The 15,190-nt window shown below is 48.2% G+C and carries 12 protein-coding genes; 4 read left to right on the top strand and 8 right to left on the bottom strand.

Features of this window, described 5'->3' with window-relative positions:
- Position 1: 1 nt before the first annotated feature.
- The gene (gene nadC / locus NC99_RS19720) at positions 2 to 847 is read right to left on the bottom strand and encodes a carboxylating nicotinate-nucleotide diphosphorylase (protein WP_053188076.1); all 846 of its coding nucleotides are present in this window, start codon (positions 845 to 847) and stop codon (positions 2 to 4) included.
- On the bottom strand, positions 844 to 2,415 hold the full coding sequence (nadB, locus tag NC99_RS19715) for an L-aspartate oxidase (RefSeq protein ID WP_053188073.1): 1,572 nt from the start codon (positions 2,413 to 2,415) through the stop codon (positions 844 to 846). Before nadB ends, nadC begins: the two co-directional genes overlap by 4 nt.
- A gap of 347 nt (positions 2,416 to 2,762) precedes the next feature.
- Here nadB and NC99_RS19710 point away from each other — a divergent pair, with 347 nt between their 5' ends.
- From NC99_RS19710 to NC99_RS19700, 3 genes are read left to right on the top strand one after another with little or no spacing between them, the layout of a single operon-like run.
- The gene (locus NC99_RS19710) at positions 2,763 to 3,941 is read left to right on the top strand and encodes an efflux RND transporter periplasmic adaptor subunit (RefSeq protein ID WP_053188070.1); all 1,179 of its coding nucleotides are present in this window, start codon (positions 2,763 to 2,765) and stop codon (positions 3,939 to 3,941) included.
- Positions 3,925 to 7,128: an efflux RND transporter permease subunit gene (locus NC99_RS19705; protein WP_053188067.1), complete on the top strand. Its 3,204-nt coding sequence runs from the start codon at positions 3,925 to 3,927 to the stop codon at positions 7,126 to 7,128. The genes NC99_RS19710 and NC99_RS19705 overlap by 17 nt, the downstream gene beginning before the upstream one ends.
- A gap of 32 nt (positions 7,129 to 7,160) precedes the next feature.
- Entirely contained in the window at positions 7,161 to 8,450 is a 1,290-nt protein-coding gene (locus tag NC99_RS19700; protein WP_162231268.1) for a TolC family protein, read from the top strand.
- A 13-nt stretch (positions 8,451 to 8,463) separates the two neighbouring features.
- Here NC99_RS19700 and yiaK read toward each other — a convergent pair whose 3' ends face one another.
- The 3 genes from yiaK to NC99_RS19685 all read right to left on the bottom strand — a co-directional run bounded on the left by yiaK (position 8,464) and on the right by NC99_RS19685 (position 11,117).
- A complete protein-coding gene (gene yiaK, locus NC99_RS19695) occupies positions 8,464 to 9,483 on the bottom strand; it encodes a 3-dehydro-L-gulonate 2-dehydrogenase (protein WP_053188063.1) in 1,020 nt (339 codons plus the stop codon).
- 11 nt (positions 9,484 to 9,494) lie between these two features.
- Positions 9,495 to 10,181 carry an aspartate/glutamate racemase family protein gene (locus NC99_RS19690; protein WP_053188060.1) on the bottom strand — a complete coding sequence of 229 codons (687 nt, stop codon included), beginning with the start codon at positions 10,179 to 10,181 and terminating at the stop codon, positions 9,495 to 9,497.
- Between the two features lie 141 nt (positions 10,182 to 10,322).
- Positions 10,323 to 11,117, bottom strand: a complete 795-nt coding sequence (locus tag NC99_RS19685; RefSeq protein ID WP_053188057.1) for a 3-keto-disaccharide hydrolase — start codon at positions 11,115 to 11,117, stop codon at positions 10,323 to 10,325.
- 288 nt (positions 11,118 to 11,405) lie between these two features.
- Between NC99_RS19685 and NC99_RS19680 the strand changes: the two genes are divergently transcribed.
- Complete coding sequence (locus tag NC99_RS19680) at positions 11,406 to 12,449, top strand: ATP-dependent 6-phosphofructokinase (protein WP_053188054.1); 1,044 nt, start codon at positions 11,406 to 11,408, stop codon at positions 12,447 to 12,449.
- A gap of 90 nt (positions 12,450 to 12,539) precedes the next feature.
- Here the strand turns inward: NC99_RS19680 and NC99_RS19675 are convergent, their stop codons facing one another.
- Genes NC99_RS19675 through NC99_RS19665 form a run of 3 tightly spaced genes read right to left on the bottom strand, consistent with a single transcriptional unit; the run spans position 12,540 to position 15,028 of the window.
- Positions 12,540 to 14,156 carry a bifunctional metallophosphatase/5'-nucleotidase gene (locus NC99_RS19675; RefSeq protein ID WP_053188051.1) on the bottom strand — a complete coding sequence of 539 codons (1,617 nt, stop codon included), beginning with the start codon at positions 14,154 to 14,156 and terminating at the stop codon, positions 12,540 to 12,542.
- 12 nt (positions 14,157 to 14,168) lie between these two features.
- Positions 14,169 to 14,612: a DsrE family protein gene (locus NC99_RS19670; protein WP_053188048.1), complete on the bottom strand. Its 444-nt coding sequence runs from the start codon at positions 14,610 to 14,612 to the stop codon at positions 14,169 to 14,171.
- Positions 14,609 to 15,028, bottom strand: a complete 420-nt coding sequence (locus NC99_RS19665) for a DoxX family protein (RefSeq protein ID WP_053188045.1) — start codon at positions 15,026 to 15,028, stop codon at positions 14,609 to 14,611. Before NC99_RS19665 ends, NC99_RS19670 begins: the two co-directional genes overlap by 4 nt.
- Positions 15,029 to 15,190: the final 162 nt, after the last annotated feature.

Below are 15,190 nucleotides of genomic sequence, written 5' to 3'. Positions count from 1 at the left end.
TTTATTCTTCCAATCGTTGGCTAATATCCATGGCCTGAACCGAATGTGTCAGCGCTCCAATAGAAATGTAGTCCACACCTGTAGAAGCAACTCCCCTGATTCGATCTAAGGTCATATTGCCTGATGCTTCAACTTTTGCCTTTCCCTGAATCAGTTGAACGGCTTGGGTCATGGTCTCATTGTCCATATTGTCGAGCATGATGATGTCGGCGCCGGCCGCAAGTGCCTCCGCTACCTGTTCCAGATTGGTGGTTTCCACTTCTATTTTAATGAGTGAAGGAACTTTGGCCTTTATTTGTTCCACCGCAGCGGTTATTCCCCCGGCCACTTCAATGTGGTTGTCCTTAATCATCACCATATCGAATAAACCGATGCGATGGTTAGTTGCCCCTCCGGTTCTGACGGCATATTTGTCAAGCATACGGAATCCGGGCAGCGTTTTGCGCGTGTCGAGAATAACGGTGTTGGTGCCTTTCACTTCGTCGGCATATCTGGCCGATATGGTGGCAATGCCCGACAGGCGCTGCAAAAAATTCAGCGCTGTACGTTCGGCTGTAAGCAGCGCACGGTACGAAGCTTCGAAACGAACCAGAACGGTTCCGTTACTTACCCGGTCACCTTCTGCTACTTCAGGTTTCCACACGAGGCTTTGGTCGAGCTGGCGAAAAACCATTTCGGCAACGGGCAGTCCCGCAACAACACCGTCGGCTTTGGCAACCATGTAGGCTTTGCGCCTGGTTTCGGAGGGAATCAAATTGTCTGTCGTGATATCACCGCCGGCAACATCTTCTTCCAAAGCCAGGGCGATTAGTTTTTTTGCAGCTTCAAGTTCGTTGGCAGTTATCATTTCTTAATCGGGATAAAAAAAGGTTCTTGATTTTTTTGTTGAATAATATGAAGCCTGAAATCGGGCGACTCGTGCTGAAAATCCTCACGGATATGTCCGCCCCGGCTTTCTTCGCGCAGAAGGGCGGATTGCGCGATCAACAGGCAAATTTGCTGTATGTGCCGGGCTTTCAACTCGTTGTAGTCCGTGATTGTTTTCGGAATTTTTCGGCCAATCGCTTCGAGCTGCTCAATAGTCTCGCGAAGCATTTGCCCGGTGCGAACAATCCCCACCTTTTGCGACATCAAGTCGGCAATGTCATTTTTTGTTTCCAGAAAAGCCTGCTCATTGGTGATGTCGTTTGTCAACGGCTGCTTCACGGTTTGGGTCAAGTCGTTGGGCTTTCGTTTGGCGGCTTGTTCGCTGGCCCGTTTGCCAAAAACAAGGCATTCGAGCAGCGAATTGCTGGCCAGGCGGTTGGCTCCCATCACGCCGGTCGAAGCCACTTCGCCGCAGGCAAAAAGCCCTGGAATGTTGGTTTCCCCATTCAAGTCGGTTTTAATACCGCCAACCATGTAGTGGGCTGCCGGGGCAATGGGCAACAGGTCGCTGGTCATATCGTATCCAAATTCTTTCAACTTATTGTAGATGGTTGAAAATCGTGTTTTCGTTTTGGCGGCATCCAGGTGTTTCATGGACAAGTAGATGTGCGGGCTGTTCTGCTTTTGCATTTGCTTGTAAATCGAAAAAGCCACAATGTCGCGCGGAGCCAGTTCTGCCAAGGGGTGAATGTCCTTCATGAAACGTTCGCCATCGGTATTGAGCAGCCAGGCCCCTTCTCCCCTGACGGCCTCGCTGATTAAAAAGGCGTCCTGGTTTTTCAGGAAAAGTGCCGACGGGTGAAATTGGATAAACTCCATGTCGGCGAGCTGGGCACCTGCGTCGTACGCCAAAGCAATGCCATCGCCGGTTGCCGTGTGCGGGTTGGTGGTCCGGCTGAAGAGCCGCGAGAGGCCGCCGGTTGCCAAAATACTGGCTTTACTTCTGAATATGACGTTTTCCCCGGATTGAAAGTCGATGGCCTGAACGCCTACACATTGACCATTTTTAATGATTAGCTCGGTGACGGCTGCGTATTCAAACGAGCGAATATTATTTTGCTCCTTGACTTTCTGCAGCATAAAACAGGTAATTTCCTTTCCGGTAGCATCTCCGCCGGCATGTAAAATCCGGCGCTTGCTGTGGCCGCCTTCCAGTCCCAAAACGTAATTGCCGTCCATCTGGTCGAACTTCATTCCCATATCAATCAGCTCCAAAATCCGCTGTCGTCCTTCGGTCACAAGAACTTTTACAGCTTCCTCTTCGCAGAGTCCGCGGCCGGCAACCATCGTGTCATGCAGATGTAATTCAGGCGAGTCTTCCGGGTCAATCGCGGCAGCAATTCCACCCTGGGCATAGTAGGAGTTACTTGTGTCGAGCTGCGACTTGGTGATGATGGCCACAGTTCCGTATTTGGAAGCATGGTAGGCAGCAGATAAACCTGCCAGGCCGCTACCAATGACCAAGGTGTCGAAATCTAAAACTTGCATTTGCTTTGAAACTTCACGTGAAATAAGGAAGGCAAAGGTATATAAAAGTGTTTTATGCGGCGATTAATTTCCCCTTGTTTTTGATTTTTGCCCGGATGAGCCAAGTTCCGTGCCTTTTCGTTCGTCTGTTTAGAATTATTCACAACTTGCCGGACAAAGAATTGTAATGATTGTGAGATATTGCGGACTTCATACTGCAGGCTGTTTTTATGTCTTTCCTGAAAGACCGATGATTCCTAAAATTTTGATAGGTTTGCAAGCCTCAAAACGAAAACAGGTTTCTGCAATGGGAATTTTTGCCTGAATTTTGTTTAAATGAACGACTTAAAAATGATTAACCATATCGTATGAATTGGAGAAAAATTACTTTCGTTGTTGTAGCCCTCATTGTTTTGTTGGGTGGATCGGCACTTTTGTCAAAGCTTTTTATTTCGATGAAGCCCGAAACCGGTACCCGTCCCGAGGCTGATGTGAAACGTTATGTTGCAGCCCAGCCGGTTGCCTACAGCGATATTACTTCGGAGGTGACTGCCCAGGGCAGAGTTATTTCGGGCAACGAAGTGGCACTGATTGCAGAAGCAGCCGGGAAAATTGAGGCCGGTCAGGTCAGTCTGAAAAAGGGTGCATCATTTAGAAAGGGTGCGCATTTGGCCACCATTTATAAAGATGAAGTGGAACTGGAATTGAAAAGCAAGAAAAGTGTGTTTTTAAACAGCCTCACCAACATTCTCCCGGATCTGCGAATTGATTTTCCGGATAGCTACGAGGTGTTTCTGAAGTTTTTCAATGAGATTGATCTGAATGAAAAACTTCCGGAGCTACCGGACTACGAAAACGAAAAGTTAAAAGTGTTCCTGGCCAGTCAAGGCATTTTAAATGAATATTACAACATCCGGCAGAACGAAAAAAAGCTGGAGCGTCACTCCATGTATGCCCCGTTCGACGGCACCTTTACCCAGGTAAATTACGAAGTGGGAGCCTTTGTGAATACCGGTGGGCAAATAGCCAGCATGATTCGTACCGATTTGCTGGAGCTGGAAGTCCCCGTGGAAAATGAGTTTTCAAAATGGATTAAGCTGGGCCACCGGGTGAAGGTGCAAAAAGTTGGAGCGGATAACTTGTACGGCACCGTAGTTCGGAAAGCAGCGTTTGTGGATCAGAACACCCAGTCGCGAAGCATTTTTGTGAAGGTGGATGCAAAAGCCGGAACCGAAATGCTGGCCGGTGAGTATTTGTCGGTTGAGTTTCCGGGATATCCCATCCCGAATGCGATGGAAATACCGCGCAGTGCGGTGTTCAATACCAACACCGTTTTTACGGTTGTCGATGGTTATCTCCAGAAAGCGCAAATCAATATCATCAAAGTCAATACGTCAACCCTAATTTTTGATGGTCTGGAAGAAGGCACTTATGTGGTGACCGAAGCGCTGATTAATGTGAAGGAACGTACGCCAGTTGAAATCCTGGACCCCCAGGCAAATAACAATACCCAAAACCAAAAACAGCACGATGAGAAAGGCAGTTGAAACTTTCGTCAGATTTCCGTTCTATGCTAACCTGATCATCGTCTTTCTGCTGGTTGTTGGTGGGTTAAGCATGTACACCATGAAAAAGTCTTTCTTTCCTGAAAGGCCATCAAAAAATATTTACGTTTCGGTTTTTTATCCGGGAGCTTCGCCGGTTGAAATGGAAGAAGGCGTAACCTCCCGGATCGAGGAAGCGGTGCGCGGGATTCCGGGCATTTATGAAATCACCTCCACGTCTTCGGAAAACTCGGCCCGTGTCCAGATCGAAATTACGGGCGACATCAATATCGATGAAACCCTCATTGAAGTGAAAAACGCGGTTGACGGAATTTCATCCTTCCCATCGGCAGCCGAGCGGCCCATTGTTTTCAAGCAGCGAACCACCTCGCGGGCTTTGTTTTTGCGCATGTCGGGCGATGTTGATCTGATGACCCTGAAAGAATATGCCCAGCAAGTTGAAGAAGAAATGCTGGCCTCTGGAAAAGTTAGCCAGGTCGATATTTACGGTTTTCCGCAGTTAGAAATTTCGGTGGAGGCAAGCGAGCAGAATCTGCTTCGCTACGGATTGACATTTAACGATTTGCAGAATGCCATTTCGCAGAATAACCGCGATGTTTCGGGCGGCGAAATTCGTTCGATGAAGGAAGAGCTGATCATTCGGCTGCGTTCACGGAGCGCGGATCCCAACAAAATCGGCGACATTGTTTTGCGTGCCAACACCGATGGCAGCCTCATCCGTATTCGCGATGTAGCTGAGGTGAAAAAGAAATTTGCCGATGTGCCCACCAAAAGTTTGCGCAAAGGCAAACCGGTGATCACCATCAGTATTTCAAAGCTGATTGTTGAAGATTTGGAAGAAATTGACAAATACGTTCACGCTTATATCGAAGAGTTTAACGAAGAGCATCCCGGCGTAGAAGTGGGGGTGACTTTTTCCTTTTTAGAATTGCTGCACAGCCGGCTCGACCTGTTATACACCAACGGCTTTCAGGGACTCATCCTGGTTGTCATTGCCCTGGCATTTATGCTGAGCACCCGCCTGGCACTGTGGGTGGCCTGGGGCATTCCGGCTTCATTTTTAGCCATGTTTATTGTGGCTAACCTCATGGGTGTCACCATCAACATGATTTCACTCTTCGGAATGATTCTGGTCATTGGTATTTTGGTGGATGATGGGATTGTGATTGGCGAAAACATCTTCCAGCATTTCGAAATGGGAAAAAGCCCCATGCGGGCTGCCATCGATGGAACAGTCGAGGTTATTCCGGCAGTTGTTACCTCCATTTCAACAACCATTGTTGCTTTTTCGCCTTTGTTCTTTATTACCGGCCAAATGGAAATGATGCGTGAAATGGCCTTCATCGTTTCACTCAGTTTATTCTTTTCACTTTTCGAAGCTTTTCTTGTTTTGCCGGCCCACATTGGCAATGCCAGTGTGCTGAGTGAAAAAAGCATAAAGTCGCGAGAAAAAGGCTTCAGAAAGTACTCCGAACGGATGTTTAGCTGGTTACGCGATTATGCATACGACCGGGTCTTGAAACTGATTGTTCAATGGCGCTACATCGTCATTGGGGTTCCTTTGGCAATGGTGTTGATTACGGCCGGTTTATTGGGCGGGCAAATCATTAAAACCACCTTTTTCCCGCGGATGGAGTTTGACTCCTTCAACATTAACCTGGCCTTTACGCCCGGCCAGGGCGAGGAGCAAACCATGACGTATTTGCAACGATTTGAAGAAGTTGTTTGGGAGGTGAACGATGAGCTGAAAGAGAAGTACAATGATTCCATCGACATCATCGACAACGCGTTTGTGAACATGGGAACGGCTTTCGATGGGCAGGAAACCGGCGCACATGCCGGAAATATCAATGTATTTCCCCGAAATTCGGAAGAAACCGGAATCAGCACCTACGAAATTATCAACCTTGTGACCGAAAAGATTGGGCCTGTCGTCGAAGCCGAAAAGTTCACCATTGGTGCGCAGGGGCGTTTTGGCGCTCCGGTATCCATTAGTTTGCTTTCGCGAAATATTGACGAATTGAAACTGGGGCGCGACTTTCTGATGAGCAAGCTGGAAGAAATGACCCAGTTGAAAGATGTGGTCGATAACAATGCGCTCGGCAAACAGGAAGTTCGCCTCAAACTTAAACCCATTGCTTACATGCTTGGATTGGATGAGGCCACCATTGCCAACCAGGTGCGACAAGGGTTTTACGGCGGACAGGCCCAGCGTATTCAGGAAGGACGCGATGAACTTCGGATTTGGGTACGCTACCCGAGTGAAGACCGCACCACCCTGGGACAAATGGAACGCATGAAAATAAAAACTGCTGCCGGCGAATATCCGCTGGGCGAGCTGGTCGATTACAATTTGGAACGGGGCCCGGTGAATATTCAGCGATTCAACGGAAAACGCGAAATTCGGGTGAGTGCTGAATTGTCTGACCCGGATGCTTCGGTTACCGAAATTCTGGAACAGATTGAAGCAACAGTCATTCCGGAACTCGCGGCCTTGCATCCCGGCATTCAAATCGAATATCAGGGCCAACAAAAAGAAAGCCAACGAAATATGGGCGACATGATGATCTATTTCCCCATGGCTTTTTTGGTGATTGTCTTTATTTTGATGATCAACTTCAAATCGTTCGAACAGCCACTGCTCATTTTAATCATGATTCCGCTGGCCGTGCTTGGCTCAATTTGGGGCCATGGCATTCACGGCAAGCCGGTTTCCATCCTGAGTTTGTGGGGGATTGTTGCGCTCACGGGCGTAATTGTAAACGATGCGGTAGTTTTTCTGGCCAAATACAATTTGTTGATCGAAGGGGGAATGAAAGTGCGTGAAGCCATCGTAGAATCCGGCAAAAACCGTTTGCGGCCCATCATTCTGACAACCCTGACCACCTCCTTTGGCTTGTTTCCGCTGGTTCTGGAGAAAAGCTTCCAGGCCCAGTTTCTCATTCCAATGGCTATTTCGCTGGTTTATGGCGTGGCCTTCGGAACCTTGTTTATCCTGCTGTTTTTCCCGGCACTGATCATGATTCTGAACGATTTCCGCCGGGTGACTCACCAGTTGTGGCATGGCCGAAAATTTGAAGCCGAAGAAGTAGAAATAGCCTACTTGCACAGCCTGAGAAAGCTCGAGAACGGAGATCGGCAAAAGGATGCTGAAAAAAAGGTGGATTAAATTGAAAAAGATTGATGCAGAAAATTAAACACATGAAACGAATAAAAATAGTGGTGGTCTGTTTGCTGGTAACGGTTGTGGCACAAGCTCAAACGGTACTGAGCCTGGAAGACGCCATCACCAAAGCGCTCGAAAACAACTACGACATCACCTTGGTAAAACAAGATCAGCAAATTGCCGAAATTAGAAACAGCTGGGGTGAAGCTGGACGCTACCCTTATATTGGTATTTCGCTGGGAGCTGACAATGCGATCAACAATAACGACAACCAGGACTACGTTCAATCCCGTTTGTCTGCCGGGCTTAACCTGAACTGGACCTTGTTTGATGGTTTTGCCGTCAACATCAGCAAACAACGGTTTGCCGAGCTGGAAGAACTGTCGAAGCAGAACACGGCCATCATGGTTGAAGGAACCATTCAGTCGATTGTATTGGCTTATTACTCGGCACTTCTGGAAAAAGAACGGCTCAACGTGTTGAAAGAAGTGATGTTGCTTTCCGAAGACCGTTTCAGCAGAATGGAGCAACGGAAAGACTTTGGCTCGGCAGTCACTTTTGAGGTGCTGCAAGCGCAAAACGCTTACCTCACCGATAAAACCAGCTACTTGTCGCAGGAAGTAGCGTACAAAAACGCTTTGCGCGATTTGGCTTTTTTGATGGCCGACAAAAGTGCCCCCTCTTACGAACTGAATGACTCCTTTGAAGCCATTCCAATTGATTACCGCCTGGCTGATTTGCAGCAGCAAATGATGGCCAACAACAAGAGTTTAAAGAACCAATACATCAGCCAGAATTTGCTGGAGAATGCCATCCTGGCGGCCAAAAGTTCGTACTATCCAACACTTTCGTTTGCCGGCGGAGCAACGCGCTCGCGCACCGGCAATGACTTTGAAAATGGCGGTATGACCTGGGCTGATGCAACCAACATGTATGGCAATTTCACCTTAAGCTACAACCTGTTTAGCGGAGGGAATCGCAAAAGGGCGCTGCAGATTGCCAGGCTGGAAGAAGAAAGCGGGTTGGTTGCCCTGGAGCAAATGCAGCACGACCTGGATAACAAGCTGCAAAACTTGTATGAATTTTACCTGGTTCGGAAAGAGTTGCTGAGCGTGGCTAACGAAAACCTGCAAGCTGCCCGCCTGAATTTTCAGATTGCCAAGGAAAAGTTTGAAAACGGGTCCATCAATTCCTTCAACTTTCGCGACGTGCAGCTGATTTACCAGAATGCGGCCTTACAAGAATTGCAGGCGATTTTTAATTTTATTGATACACACACCGCATTGCTTCGCATGATAGGCACAATTATTCAGCAACACGAATAGCCCGAAGTCCATATTAAAGCTTCAATATTTGCTGCCAAAGGTCGCTGTCAACCGGTATGCCTTTAATTTTATTGATTTCGCGGGTAATCAAAACGCGTTGTCCGGGATAGCGTAAAGAGCTTTCCGGGCTCACTTTCTCAGCCGACTGGAAATCATCGAGTACGGCCTGAATGTTTTGTTCCATGGCCGGGAAGTTGTCAAGCTGCTTTAAGTCGATGGCAATAAAAACCTGCGACACGCCATATTCAGCCTTGTTCTGCCTGCTCAGCGCCGAAGTTGAAAGTCCTGCGGAAAGCAGGGTTGCCAGCAAATCGAGCAACAGCGACAGGCCGGCGCCTTTCCAGAAACCAATGGGCAGTGGGCGCCCCGACTGCAAAATCTCACCGGGATTGGTGCTCATCTGGTTCCGGCTGTCAAATCCACCGGGCACGGGCAGTTCTTTGCCTTTTTTTTGCAGATCTTCCATTTTCCCATACGAGAATTGCGACATGGCCATGTCCAGCACAATCGCCTCATCCTGGTACGGAATGGCAAACACCAAGGGGTTGTTTCCTAGTTTACATGTTTGAGCTCCCCAAGCCGGTAAATTGGCAATGGTGTTGGTCCAGCCAATAAAAGCGAAACCTTCTTGGGCGCATTGCCAGCCATAAGCCCCACCGCGCATCCAGTGATTGGTATTGGCCAGAGCGACCAGGCCCAGCCCATTTTCGCTCGCCAGCTCCATAGCCCGCCCGGTAGCCTGCACGGCATTGCTCGGGCCGGGAGCCAATTGGCCGTCCCATTGCTCGATCACCCCAATTTGAGCGGTCCGTTTTGGGTTGGCCCTTGGGTGGATGTAACCTTTTTTGACGTAGTCGACAAAGCGCGGAAAGCGATTGACGCCATGCGAATACACCCCATCCAAACTGTTGCCGGCAAAAATAGCGGCGCATGTTTTCGCTTTATCATTTGGGAATTTCAACTGGGTCAGCACGTCGTAAAAGCGCTGCTTCATTGTTTCAAACGGTACATGGGTCGTATTTTTGTCGGGCATCGGTTTTGGATTTAATAGCTAAATTCAACAGCCGCGCGGGCATGGATTTCTGTTGTATTGAACAGCGGAAGGTCACAATCGGTTTGCTCAATAAGCAAAGGGATTTCCGTGCAACCCAAAATAATGCCTTCGGCGCCTCGCGCTTGCAGTTGTTGGATGATGCTCAGAAATCGGGCTTTGCTTTCAGGTAAAAACTGGTTGAGCACCAATTCATGCATGATACAATGTTGAATAAATGTCCGGTCATTGTCTTCCGGGATAAGCGTATCAACCGACTGTTCTGCAAGTTTCTCCTTGTAAAAATCCAATTCCATCGTATACTTTGTTCCAAGCAACCCCACTTTTCTCAGGCCGGCTTGACTGATTGTGCTAGCCGTGGCTTCAGCAATATGGAGCAGCGGAACCCGTAAAGCCTGCTGCACATCGTCGGCAAATTGGTGCATCGTATTGGCGCCAAGCATCACACAGTCAGCTCCGGCGGCTTCAAGCTTGAGGGCCGCGTGCTTCAATGTCAGCATGATGGAAAGTTTGTCGTTTTTCTGCTGCATCGCTTCTATCTCACCAAAATTCAGTGAATAAATGATGATGCGTGCGGCATGCAAGCCACCCTTCTTTTCATTCATCAGGAGATTAATCAGGCGATAGTATTCCATGGTCGAAACCCAGCCGGTTCCTCCCACAAGTCCAATGGTTTTCATTTCTATTACTGTAAGATTAAGTGTCCTTTGCCGCTCTCGCAGACCGGTATTTCATGGCCCCAAAAACTTTTTGATGAAAGTATGAAAAACAAGAAAGGGCTGCAATAGCAACCCTTTCATTATCTCTGATAAAGACGGATATTACATCTCTTTAATCTTGATGTTTTTGAACCAAACATCATTCCCGTGGTCTTGCAGGGCGATAAAACCTTCTTTAGGAACATTGGCCCAATCTTCATTCAAGCCAGGAAATTTACTGTCGGCAACCAGGGCGTTCCAGTCGTCCGTCCACAAGTGGTATTCAACAACCACTTCACCATTTTGCTTGTGAACAACAGTGCCTTGGTAGCAAATAATTTCTACGCTGTTCCACTCTCCGGCTGGTTTGGCGTTTTGTGGTTTGGCAGGAATCAGGTCGTACAACGATCCGGCCATGCGGTTACCATCTTTTCCCAACAAAGCATCGGGGTGGCGCTCGTTGTCGAGCACCTGCATTTCAGGAGCCGTTTTGTAAATTGGCCAGTCTTCAACTTCTTCGCCCAGGTAGAAAATACCTGAGTTTCCGCCTTCTGAAATTTTCCAATCCAGCTTCAAGGTAAAGTTTCTGAACTTCTTGTCATACAAAATGTCACCGCCATCGTCAGCACCGGCTTCACCTTCGCCCGAACCTTTACACATCAGGGTTCCGTCAACAACTTGCCATCCCGTTGGGAAGTGGTCTTTGTTTACCCCACGCCAGCCTTCAGGGGTTTCTCCGTCAAACAAAAGCACCCAACCGGCTTCTTTTTCAGCAGCTGTTAAGGTATTGTCAGCAGCAGGTTCTTCAACCTGGGCTGACTTTTCTTCCGTTGTTTCTTCGGCTTTTTTTGTGCCGGAGTTACAGGCAGTTGCAAAAAGTAAAACCGAGGCACACAGTAGCAAATAAACTCGTCTCATAGGTAATCAAATTTTAGGTTATCGATTTAAATTAAAATGAACTCGAAATGATGGTACGAAATTAAGAAAAAACTCGGGGATTTCCAGTGCGGCAAACCCGCCACACCTCGCATTTTCAAAAAAATCAGAATTTTTTCAATAAACTTGAAGCTCACGTGGTTCAATGGAATCAGACACGCCGAATATTCTTCAGCATGGTTTTTTTCTGAAAAAACCGGAATTCTTTTCTTAATTTAGATTGATATTTAAAACGAGTCACACATCGTGGCAATTTCAAAAATTAATGATATGAGTACTCAGAAACCAAAGCGAATTGGGATTTTAACAGCCGGCGGCGATTGTCCCGGACTGAATGCAGCCATCAGGGGAGTAGGTAAAACCGCCATGGTCGATTATGGCATGGAGGTCATTGGATTCACTGCGGGATTTTCGGGCCTGATTGAGAAAGACTATGTTGATTTGAAGGAATCTCACCTTTCCGGGATTTTAACACTTGGAGGAACAATCCTGGGCACTTCAAGGGAAAAACCCTATAAAGTGGTTAAGGAAGGCGAGAACGACAAGCCGGAACTCATTAAGCAAAACTACCAGGAGCTTGGCTTGGATGCGTTGGTTTGTATCGGAGGAAATGGCACGATGAAAACAGCGTGCCGGTTGCAGGAAGAAGGGCTCAATGTGGTGGGGATTCCCAAAACCATTGACAATGACGTGTGGGGAACCGACGTCACGTTCGGCTTCGACTCGGCGGTGCAGATTGCCACTGAAGCCATCGACCGGCTGCATACCACAGCCAACTCGCACCAGCGGGTCATGATTATTGAGGTGATGGGACATCATGCCGGTTGGATTGCCCTGTACGCCGGAATGGCCGGAGGCGGCGACATCATTCTGATTCCTGAAGTTCCCTATAACATCCGCTCAGTGTGCAAAAAGATTGAACAGCGCTACCAAAGTAACAAGCCCTATTCCATTGTGGTGGTTGCCGAGGGCATTGACCATCCCAAAAAAGTGTCGGCTGCAGCACATGTGGGCGAGGCGATCAGCACTTACACCGGCATTGAAACCCGCGAAACCGTCTTGGGTTATGTGCAACGTGGTGGCAGCCCCAGCCCGATGGACCGTATTTTGGCCACCCACTACGGCTCCTTTGCCGCACAATGTATTGCCGAGGGTAATTTTGGGAGCATGGTAGCCATGCGGGCCAACCAACTGACAACCGTTCCGCTGGCTGAAGTTGGTGGCAAGCTTAGCTTGGTTGAACCAGACAACTCGCTGATTTTGAAAGCCCGGAAAATGGGCGTCTCGTTTGGCGATGAATATGATTTGATGTAATTTATAGCCCATCACCAAACACAAAAAAATCCCCGCCAGTCAGTCGGGGATTTTTTGTTTGTAGTCCAGTGCTGCGGGCGAGAGCCTGCATCATTGAAATTGGTACTTGCCTTCTTTCATTTGTGAAAAGGCCTGGGTTCCCAGATCAGTGGCCATGGCCCTGCCATCGAGTCCTGGATGAATGGTGCCTTTTGCTTTCAGATAGTCTTCGATGGCTTCGTGCATGGTATAATCCTGAATTTCTGCATCCTGCGTATTCTTTAGCCGGCACATGGTCGACAGCGGCTCTCCGGTTCGGTTACACGAAGCCATGGTATAGGTTTTGTCCAGCTCCAGCGGTTGGCCCTGGATGGTGATCGACTCGATGCGGTTTCCTTTTCCTTCCGAACTATTAAAACGCAGGGTCATTCCCGAAAAGCGAACCAGCCAGCCACCAAAACGCTCCTGGTAATTGGCTGCAAACACATTGTGAATTTCCTGTTCCAGCCAGCTTTTGATTTGCCGGCCGGTCACTTTCCCAATCTTCATGTGTTCATTCACGGGCAACATGCGCCACAGGTCGGCCTTGGTGATAGGCGCTTTCCCGTCTGCACCGGGAATAATGGGAACCCCAAAACGAAAGCCGTTCGACATGGCAAAATCTGCTCCTGTTTTCCAGAGCAGGGCATCGGTGATAAAATTGTCCATCGGATTTTCAACAACCAAATAGCGGTACATCGGCGCCGAGGTGTAACCCAGCACCGTCTGCATTTCCTCCTGGTACGGAGCCGTTGCCCGATCAATGATTTGTTGTACTTCGAGGTTTGCGGGGTACTTTTCGGGCGAAACATCCAGAAGTTCGTAGCTGTAATCCACCAGCTTGTTGTTCTTGACCTTCAGGTCCAGCCGGCCAACAAAAGAGCCGAAAGCACCGGGCTCCACCACTTTGGCATACTTTCCTTCAATGGGCTTCCGGATGCGTTCGTGGGTATCGTTTCCAAAGATAAAGTCCACACCTTCAACGGCCGGATTGTTGGCCAGCATCAGCTGTTTGGAAATGCCCAGGTGAGCCACCAAAAACAGGAGGTCCACTTTTTCTTCGGTTTTAAGATGGCTAATGAGGGCTTTCAGGTTTTCCTCCACGGGCGTAAACCGCATGCCTTCGCTGTAGCCCGGATTTTGACGAATCGGGATTTCCGGGTCGTTGTAGGCCATGAATCCGATTCTGACGCCTTTCTTTTCCGTAATCCAGTAGGGAGGAAATAGGTTCTTTCCGGTTTCTTCGTCATACATATTGGCCACAATGACCTTGGTTTGATAGTTGTTCAGGAGGTCCATCATTACCTGCTTGCCGTAAACCACTTCCCAGTTTCCAGGGATCAGCAGGTCGTAGTTCATGGCCTGAACAATTGGAGGAAAGATTTTCCCCTGCGACCGCACGCTCGATCCGCTCCCCTGAATCAGGTCTCCCCCATCAATAAGCAGCGTCCCTGCCGGATTCAACCGTCTGATGCTGTCCGTCAGGGTTTTAATCTGGGCCATGCCACCTGCCTTTCTGAAAACAATCTGGCCGTTTTCAACAAAAAGCTCATCGTGTGGATTCAGGTAAGCGTGAATATCGGCTGTTTGTAAAATCGTTATCGTTTCTTCATTGGTTTTGTCCACCCCGTTCTGGTAAGCGCTGATGCTTAGGAGAAGGAGTGCTGTTGTTATGATAATATTTTTCATGAAATGTTTGTTTTAAAGAATGACTGTTTTAAATCCTTGCTCCTGTAGCCCGAACAGGTAAACCAATCCATTGGCGGTAACAGGCGTTTCTTCCGGAAGAAGCGTTTGGTCTACTTCGAATTGTTCAATCGACAATCCGCAGACGAGGATCTTCAAGCCGTGCTTGTTTACCGCTTCCCCGACCAGGTGCTTTAGTGTTTGATCCGTCGAAATTTGTTTGACCAGTTCGCCGCAGGCTACCATGTGAAAATCAATTTTAGCACTTTTGCTCTTAAAGTCAACGCCCGTTTTGATCGCAGCTTTCAGGTGCTGGGCCTTCATCACCAGGAGGGCATACTGGCCATTTTTCTTAATCGACTGCTCTGTTTTTTTGATCTCTTCTGCTGTTTGTGCATGGACCATATTCGCTCCTGAAATGGACAGGGCGATGAAAAGAATGATGCTGTATATCTTCATTGTTGCTGTGTTTTGTTGTAAATACGGTAAACTTTTGGGTTGTTGATGATAAAAAAGAGGAGCCCCCCGAAAAGGGCGACATTCTTCCACAATGGGCCGTGCATGAGTCCGTTGCCAATCTGTATGGTGATGGTAATGGGGATGAGCACAAAAAATAATCCGAGTGCAGCCCACCGGGTAAACAGACCCAGCAGCAGGGCGATGCCGCCAATCAGCAACGCATAGCCTGACAAGATGCCCATCAGGTACGGGTCGCCCATCAGCATAGCGAAAGAGCTCATGGCTGCTGCCTGAATGCGTTCTGCCACTCCGCTTGGATTGAGCAGATGTGTGGCTCCTGCTGAAATGAAAATTCCGCTAAGACTCATGCGAAATAAGAGAACGGAAATACCGTTCACCGCAAGTTGTTTGTTCATCAGTAAATAATTTGTTCTATTTCTTTTTTGATTAATAATATACGATGGAGAGCCGTGTCATCATCAAATCAGAAATTGCTCAAACAGGAACAAAACCACCTTCGTCCTTTTGTTACTCCATCGGTTGATGCCCCTAAATGGGCTATCGAAAAACGAATCAGC

This window comes from Sunxiuqinia dokdonensis, from assembly GCF_001270965.1.
Taxonomy (GTDB): domain Bacteria; phylum Bacteroidota; class Bacteroidia; order Bacteroidales; family Prolixibacteraceae; genus Sunxiuqinia; species Sunxiuqinia dokdonensis.
The sequence above is the reverse complement of the archived record's forward strand: the minus strand, read 5'-3'. Positions and strand labels throughout refer to the sequence as shown.